The organism is Catenovulum agarivorans DS-2 (assembly GCF_000568405.1).
Taxonomy (GTDB): Bacteria; Pseudomonadota; Gammaproteobacteria; order Enterobacterales; family Alteromonadaceae; genus Catenovulum; species Catenovulum agarivorans_A.
In genome coordinates this window covers 160,419-166,750 of record NZ_ARZY01000005.1, presented here as the reverse complement: position 1 = coordinate 166,750, position 6,332 = coordinate 160,419, and the positions used below count along the sequence as shown (strand labels likewise).

The window sequence follows — 6,332 nt, the reverse complement described above, 5'->3', positions numbered from 1 at the left end:
TGCCAGTCCGTTGTTAACTGACTGGCATTACTCTAAAAGAGGGCTTTGTTGCGGTATATCGCTTAGCGCTGGCCGTTATATCGCGTTAAGCGCTTGTTCAACATCAGCGATAATATCATCGATATTTTCGATGCCAACTGAAATTCTAACTAGCTCAGCACTGACACCAGCACTTGCTAATTCTTCTTCATTAAGTTGTCTATGCGTTGTACTCGCTGGGTGGCAAGCTAGTGATTTTGCGTCACCAATATTGACTAAGCGCAATATCATTTGCAATGCGTCAATAAATTTAGCGCCGGCTTCCGCACCACCTTTTACACCAAAACTTAAAATACCAGACGCTTTGCCACCAGATATTTTCTGACAAGTTTGATTGTATTGACTGTCTGGTAGTGCAGCATAGTTAACCCATTCAACTTTGTCGTGTTTTTGTAAAAATGCGGCCAGCCTTTCAGCATTTTCACAGTGGCGTTCCATACGTAAGCTTAGTGTTTCTAAACCTTGTAATATTTGAAAGGCGTTCATCGGTGATATCGCAGCACCAGTATTGCGCAGTGGTACAACTCGGCAACGACCAATATAAGCAGCAGGACCCAATGCTTCAGTATAAACTACCCCATGGTAAGAAGGATCTGGTTCATTTAATAGTTTGAACCTTTCTTTATTTGCAACCCAGTCGAATTTACCAGAGTCTACGATAATTCCACCAACCGAAGTACCGTGTCCACCAATGTATTTAGTTAAAGAATGCACCACAATATCAGCACCGTGCTCAATTGGACGACATAAATAAGGGGTCGCAACTGTATTATCAACAATTAATGGCACGCCATGCTTGTGAGCAATCTCTGCTAGCTTAGCAATATCTACTACATTACCCGCTGGATTACCAATTGACTCGCAGAAAACAGCTCGGGTATTTTCGTCGATTGCATTTTCAAACCCTGAAAAATCGTCAGCTGATACCATGCGCACATCAACACCTTGGCGAGGTAAGGTGTGAGCAAACAAATTATAGGTACCACCATATAACTGGCTGGTACTGACGATGTTAGTACCAACTTCTGTGATACATTGAATTGCATAAGTAATTGCCGCCATGCCTGAAGCCAAAGCTAAGCCAGCGATACCGCCTTCTAATGCTGCAACACGTTGCTCTAACACATCTGTGGTTGGGTTCATTATACGGGTGTATATGTTACCCGGTACTTTAAGATCAAATAGGTCAGCACCATGTTGTGTATTATCAAACGTATACGAAGTGGTTTGATAAATTGGCACTGCAGCTGACTTTGTGGTTGCTTCAGATTCATAGCCATGGTGAAGGGCAATTGATTCAAATTTCATGTTTTTCCCTATAGTTAGTTATTATTCAAAACGTATCGAAGTTTTAGGGCCTGTTTATTTTTGTATTATTATGAACAAAGATATGCAGGCCGTAGAAAAGTATAGCAATTTATACAATTTACGCTTAGTTAATCAAAGACGCAATTGTTCTGATTCCAATACCTGTTGCACCCGCAGCGAAATAAGCTGTATCTGATTGTTGAAACGCTGCTGCTAAGTCGATGTGTAGCCAGCCTGAACCTGTTTCATTGACAAAACGAGATAAAAAGCCTGCAGCATTTGATGCACCTCCAGCACCACCTCCTTTCATAGCTCTGCTATTGGCCGTGTCGGCATATGGAGAAGGGCATCTTAACTGGTGAAAGGGTTCTAAAGGTAAAGGCCAAGCTCCTTCGTTATTTTCTTCAGCGGCAACAATTGCTCGTTGTAATAAGCTTTTATCTAGTGAAAATAGTGCATTGTAGTCAGGGCCTAATGCGACACTAGCCGCACCAGTCAAAGTTGCAGCATCAATAATATGTTTAGCACCAAGTTCAGTTGCCAATAGAAGTCCGTCCGCTAAAACAAGCCTACCTTCGGCATCTGTATTAACAACTTCGACACTGGTACCATTTTTATATGTGATAACATCGCCTAGTTTTACTGCGTTACCTGCGACTAAATTTTCGGCACAACATAAAATGAGTTTTACTCGTTTTTGACAGCCTTGAAGTATGGCTAACGCTAAGGCCGCTGAAACCGTTGCAGCACCTCCCATATCGCATTTCATGCTGAGCATACCTTCCGACGATTTAAGTGAGTAACCACCACTATCGAATGTAATGCCTTTGCCAACCAAAGCATAGTCTATCGGCTGCGCAGGATCTCCACTTGGATTGTAGTCGAGTATTAACATGACTGGTGGTTGAACACTGGCGCGCCCCACTGTGTGAGTACCGACCCAACCATGATTTAATAATTCATCGCCAATGAGCATTTCACTACTGACATGATCTGGTGCGAGTAGCGAAATAAAACTTTGTACTTGCTCGGCCAAACTTTGTGGGTAAATGTCTTGGGGTGGCAAGTTGACCAAGAGTTTCGCCCAATCAAATACGGTTTTATAGTCTTGCAATATAGGTGCACCTACTGCTGTCCATTCAACGTTTTGTTTAAGTTTGGCGGTTACGAAGCCCTGATAAAACGCCCATTGTTGCTCAATACTCCACGAGCCTGTGAGTTTGATATCGTTTACGCCCAAGCTTTGAATTTTGCGCGCACAGGTTTGAATAAGCTTTAATTGTTCTGACTTTTTAAAGGCGCCATGGATAATAAAACCACCTTCATTGGTGGAAATGTCAGCGTTTTGATTCCATGGTGAGGGCGGGGCATCGTTTGAAAGGGTTACTTGAAGTTTGTTTGTCATTTTTCTAAACCAAAGTGAATTTTTGCTTGGGTAATATACGCTTTTTTTATTAAATCTACAGCGAAAATAGGGATTATCTTTGGCTAAATTTTATTGAATCTTCAAGTTAAATTTATGATCTTTGCTATGTTGGTAGTTTTATGCTCTTGTCAAGAAAAAATGTTTTCGAACTTGAGTTTGATTAAATTTTATTTTTGCTTTTTTAGCAGAGACTATCTGTTTTATCTCTAGAAACTTGAGTGGAATATAAGCCGATAAATTAGGTGTTTATACATAGGTTAAAGCAACAAAGCAAAGTTTATTCCCTCTCAATATCTAAGCTGAAATTTATTTTGGTGGGTAAAAATGCATACGTATTCAAATTGCCAGGCACTGTGAGTTTTAGGTATTAATGTATGTGATTTAAATGTTGCTTAATTGTTTCATTTGAATCTACCAAGCATACATACACATGACAAAATTGAGGGATATAAATGAACAAAAAACTCACACAAGCGGTGAAGGGCGCGCTAGCCGCAGCCGTTTTATCAACCACTTTTTCAAACACTGCATCTGCGGATGTTATGTTACACGCATTTAACTGGCAATATGACTCTGTAACCGAGCGCGCTGATGAAATTGCTGCTTTAGGTTACAAATCTGTTTTAGTCTCTCCGCCTTACCTGTCAAACCCTGACCAAGCCTGGTGGGCACGTTATCAACCATTAGATTACCGAATTCTTTTAGGCCCATTGGGTAACAAACAAGATTTTATCGACATGATAAACGCGCTTGAAGCTCGTGGTGTTAATTTATACGTTGACGTTATTTTTAACCACATGGCTAACATGGGCATGACCAAAGGACAGGAACAGTACCCTGGTTTTAATGTTAATACGCCTGAATACAATGCAAACAAACTATACGGTGATTTGTCAGGTGGTTTGTTTGGCCCGGGTGATTTTCATGATGGTGCCAATGCTAAATGTATTTCAAATTGGGGTGATTGGTACGATTCTACTTGGAATCGCTTGTGTGGTGCGGCGCCAGATGTAGGTTTACCGGATTTACGTGGTGAAGCAACTGACGGCTCTGGTGAATGGATCCGCCAAAATCAAATTGCATACCTTGAATCGATGAAGGCTTTAGGTGTTGACGGTTTCCGTATTGATGCGGTTAAACACATGAAATGGGAACATTTAAACTGGGTATTTAACTCAGATGTGTTAGATGGCATTCATGTATTCTCTGAAATTATTTCTCATAGTGGCGCTGACGATAGCACTTATTTACAACCGTATTTAGATAATACAGACGTGCGTATGGGCGCGTATGATTTCCGTCTATTTAATGAAATAGACCATGCTATGGATATGAACGGTAGTTTATCTTCACTCGCTCAACCAAATACTTTGCCAAACGATAGAGCGGTTACTTTTGTTATTACCCATGATATGCCACAAAATGATGGCTTTAATGGTTTCTTATTTTCAGAAGAAGATGAGAAATTGGCTTATGCCTATATTCTAGGTCGCGATGGCGGTGTGCCTTTGGTGTACACAGACAATAATGAAACACCAAAATTTAATAGCCGTTGGGTTGATGCCTATAAAGATGGCGAATTAGCTGGCATGATCAACTTCCACAATTCAGTACAAGGCACACCAATGCAAGTGCTATCATCTGACGGTTGCTCAATTTACTTCCGTCGTGGTGATTCAGGCTTAGTGGGTATTAACAAATGTGGTAATGCAGTTACTAAAACGCTTAACACAACGGGTTTAAATGTTGGTACTTATACTGACCAAATTTCTGGTTCTACTTTAACTATTTCTGGTGCTAGCCAAGGTGTGACGATTCCAGCACGTTCTGCTCGCATGTGGTTGAGCGGCGGTACACCACCTCCACCACCGCACCACCTCCACCACCGCCAGCAGAATGGTATTTCAGTGGTACAGCAAATAGCTGGGGTGCTGAGCAAATGACGCAAGAAGGCAGTGTGTTTACCATTACTAAATCATTCGGTGCGGGTGACGCAAATGGAGGCCCACGTTTTAAAGTGCGTGATTCAAATACTGACTGGGACAATAACTGCCCAACTGCTGATTTTGCGGTAGAAGCAAATAAAACCTACAAAATTACATTTGACCCAACTGTAGCTAATTGTGCAGGTTTATCGGTAGAAGAAGAGCAGCCAATCACTGGTGGCTCATGCCCAATCACTTTCACATGTACCAATGGTAATACCAATATGGGTGACAGTGTATACATAGTGGGTAGTGCAACTGAAACTGGCAGTTGGAATGCAGCCGATGCGGTTAAGTTGAATCCAACTAACTACCCAACTTGGGAAGGTGTAATTAACATTCCTAAAAACACTCAAGTGTCGTGGAAATGTATTATTCGTCAAGAAGATTCACCATTTACAGTGCGCCAGTGGGAGCAAGATCCAAACAATAGCTTTAACACAGGTAATTGTGACGTGACTCAAGCTCAAGGTGGTTTTTAACGTTTATTAATAAGATAGATGCACAAAAGCACACAAATAAAACCCGTAGTTTCAGCTGCGGGTTTTTTTATTGATATCAGGTTGAATTTTAACCAATTTCCACCACACGTTTGCCCACTTGCTTAAAAGCAAGTTGATCGTGCAGTGCTAGGGTGATGGCCGCTGCATTAAACTCAACAGGAATCACCTCTAGCGGTTTTAAATGGCCTTGCTGTACTTCTTCAATTAAGCTTTTGCCTGACATACTCATACACTGTTGCGCACATAAACTTTTAGTCAGCCAAGCACCACCTAGAAAAACTATGCTGATATTGGGCGCTTTTCTAAACAGCATCTGATTATCGAGCGGGGGTAAACCATTCAAGCACGCTATTCGACCGCAAAATCGCATCATTTCAATATTTCTAGCTGTGTTATCACCCCCAACTGTATCTAACACAGCGTCAAATTGGCTTTGCTCAATTTGTTGCTGAACGTGCTGAATAAAGTTTTTTTGCTGGTAATCAAATACCATTTCCGCGCCAAGCTTTTGCAATAGAGCGTGATTTTTCTTCGACGCACTTGCATAAACAATCGCACCACGCTTTTTGGCCAGTTGGATTGCATATTGGCCAACAGCACCGGCGCCACCATCAACAAAAAACAAATCACCTTGTTTAATCTGAATTTTATCTAACGCAAATATAGCGGTTAAACCCGCGCAGGGCAGTGTGGCTGCATCTTGTGGAGCTATATCATCAGGTACAGCGGTGGCTGCATAATTAGCGATGGTTGTATATTCACTTAATACGCCTTGGCCGGACAAGTCAGCATGCCACATTACTCTCTCACCAACACTAGGTGAGGCGCCAACAGGCGCTTTTACTACAGTGCCAACTGCATCTAACCCAAGAATATGAGGGTATTGCCAGTCTGGAAATCCTTTTTTAGCTAACTTTGCATCAACTGGATTCAAACCTACGTACTCTAGTTTAACCAGCAACTCACTGCTGGTCGGTTGTGGCACGGGTTGTTCAATCTCGACTAATTTAAAATTCTCATTTGCAGATTCCAGCGCAATGGCTTTCATAAACTTAGGTATATTTTGCATGG

5 protein-coding genes are annotated in these 6,332 nt (G+C 41.6%); 2 read left to right on the top strand and 3 right to left on the bottom strand.

Going from position 1 to position 6,332, the window contains the following annotated elements; translation table 11 throughout:
* Positions 1–75: 75 nt before the first annotated feature.
* Together DS2_RS04645 and pepB are read right to left on the bottom strand one after the other, a co-directional pair.
* Positions 76–1,347 (bottom strand): O-acetylhomoserine aminocarboxypropyltransferase/cysteine synthase family protein, encoded by a 1,272-nt coding sequence (locus tag DS2_RS04645; RefSeq protein WP_035013468.1) that lies wholly within the window; start codon positions 1,345–1,347, stop codon positions 76–78.
* A gap of 124 nt (positions 1,348–1,471) precedes the next feature.
* Positions 1,472–2,752: an aminopeptidase PepB gene (gene pepB / locus DS2_RS04640; protein ID WP_035013467.1), complete on the bottom strand. Its 1,281-nt coding sequence runs from the start codon at positions 2,750–2,752 to the stop codon at positions 1,472–1,474.
* A gap of 473 nt (positions 2,753–3,225) precedes the next feature.
* Between pepB and DS2_RS04635 the strand changes: the two genes are divergently transcribed.
* Both DS2_RS04635 and DS2_RS04630 read left to right on the top strand, forming a co-directional pair.
* Entirely contained in the window at positions 3,226–4,716 is a 1,491-nt protein-coding gene (locus DS2_RS04635) for an alpha-amylase family glycosyl hydrolase (protein WP_051479622.1), read from the top strand.
* Positions 4,713–5,240, top strand: coding sequence for a carbohydrate-binding module family 20 domain-containing protein (locus tag DS2_RS04630; RefSeq protein WP_035013466.1), 528 nt, complete (start codon positions 4,713–4,715; stop codon positions 5,238–5,240). The genes DS2_RS04635 and DS2_RS04630 overlap by 4 nt, the downstream gene beginning before the upstream one ends.
* Positions 5,241–5,328: 88 nt before the next feature.
* On the opposite strand, the gene DS2_RS04625 is transcribed toward DS2_RS04630, so the two are convergent.
* Complete coding sequence (locus DS2_RS04625) at positions 5,329–6,330, bottom strand: zinc-binding dehydrogenase (RefSeq protein ID WP_035013465.1); 1,002 nt, start codon at positions 6,328–6,330, stop codon at positions 5,329–5,331.
* Positions 6,331–6,332 lie beyond the last annotated feature (2 nt).

Excerpts from the sequence above, each read along its gene's own strand:
- pepB (WP_035013467.1), bottom strand. The coding sequence starts at position 2,752 with ATGACAAACAAACTTCAAGTAACCCTTTCAAACGATGCCCCGCCCTCA.
- DS2_RS04635 (WP_051479622.1), top strand. The coding sequence starts at position 3,226 with ATGAACAAAAAACTCACACAAGCGGTGAAGGGCGCGCTAGCCGCAGCC.
- DS2_RS04625 (WP_035013465.1), bottom strand. The coding sequence starts at position 6,330 with ATGCAAAATATACCTAAGTTTATGAAAGCCATTGCGCTGGAATCTGCA.
- DS2_RS04630 (WP_035013466.1), top strand. The coding sequence starts at position 4,713 with ATGACGCAAGAAGGCAGTGTGTTTACCATTACTAAATCATTCGGTGCG.
- DS2_RS04645 (WP_035013468.1), bottom strand. The coding sequence starts at position 1,347 with ATGAAATTTGAATCAATTGCCCTTCACCATGGCTATGAATCTGAAGCA.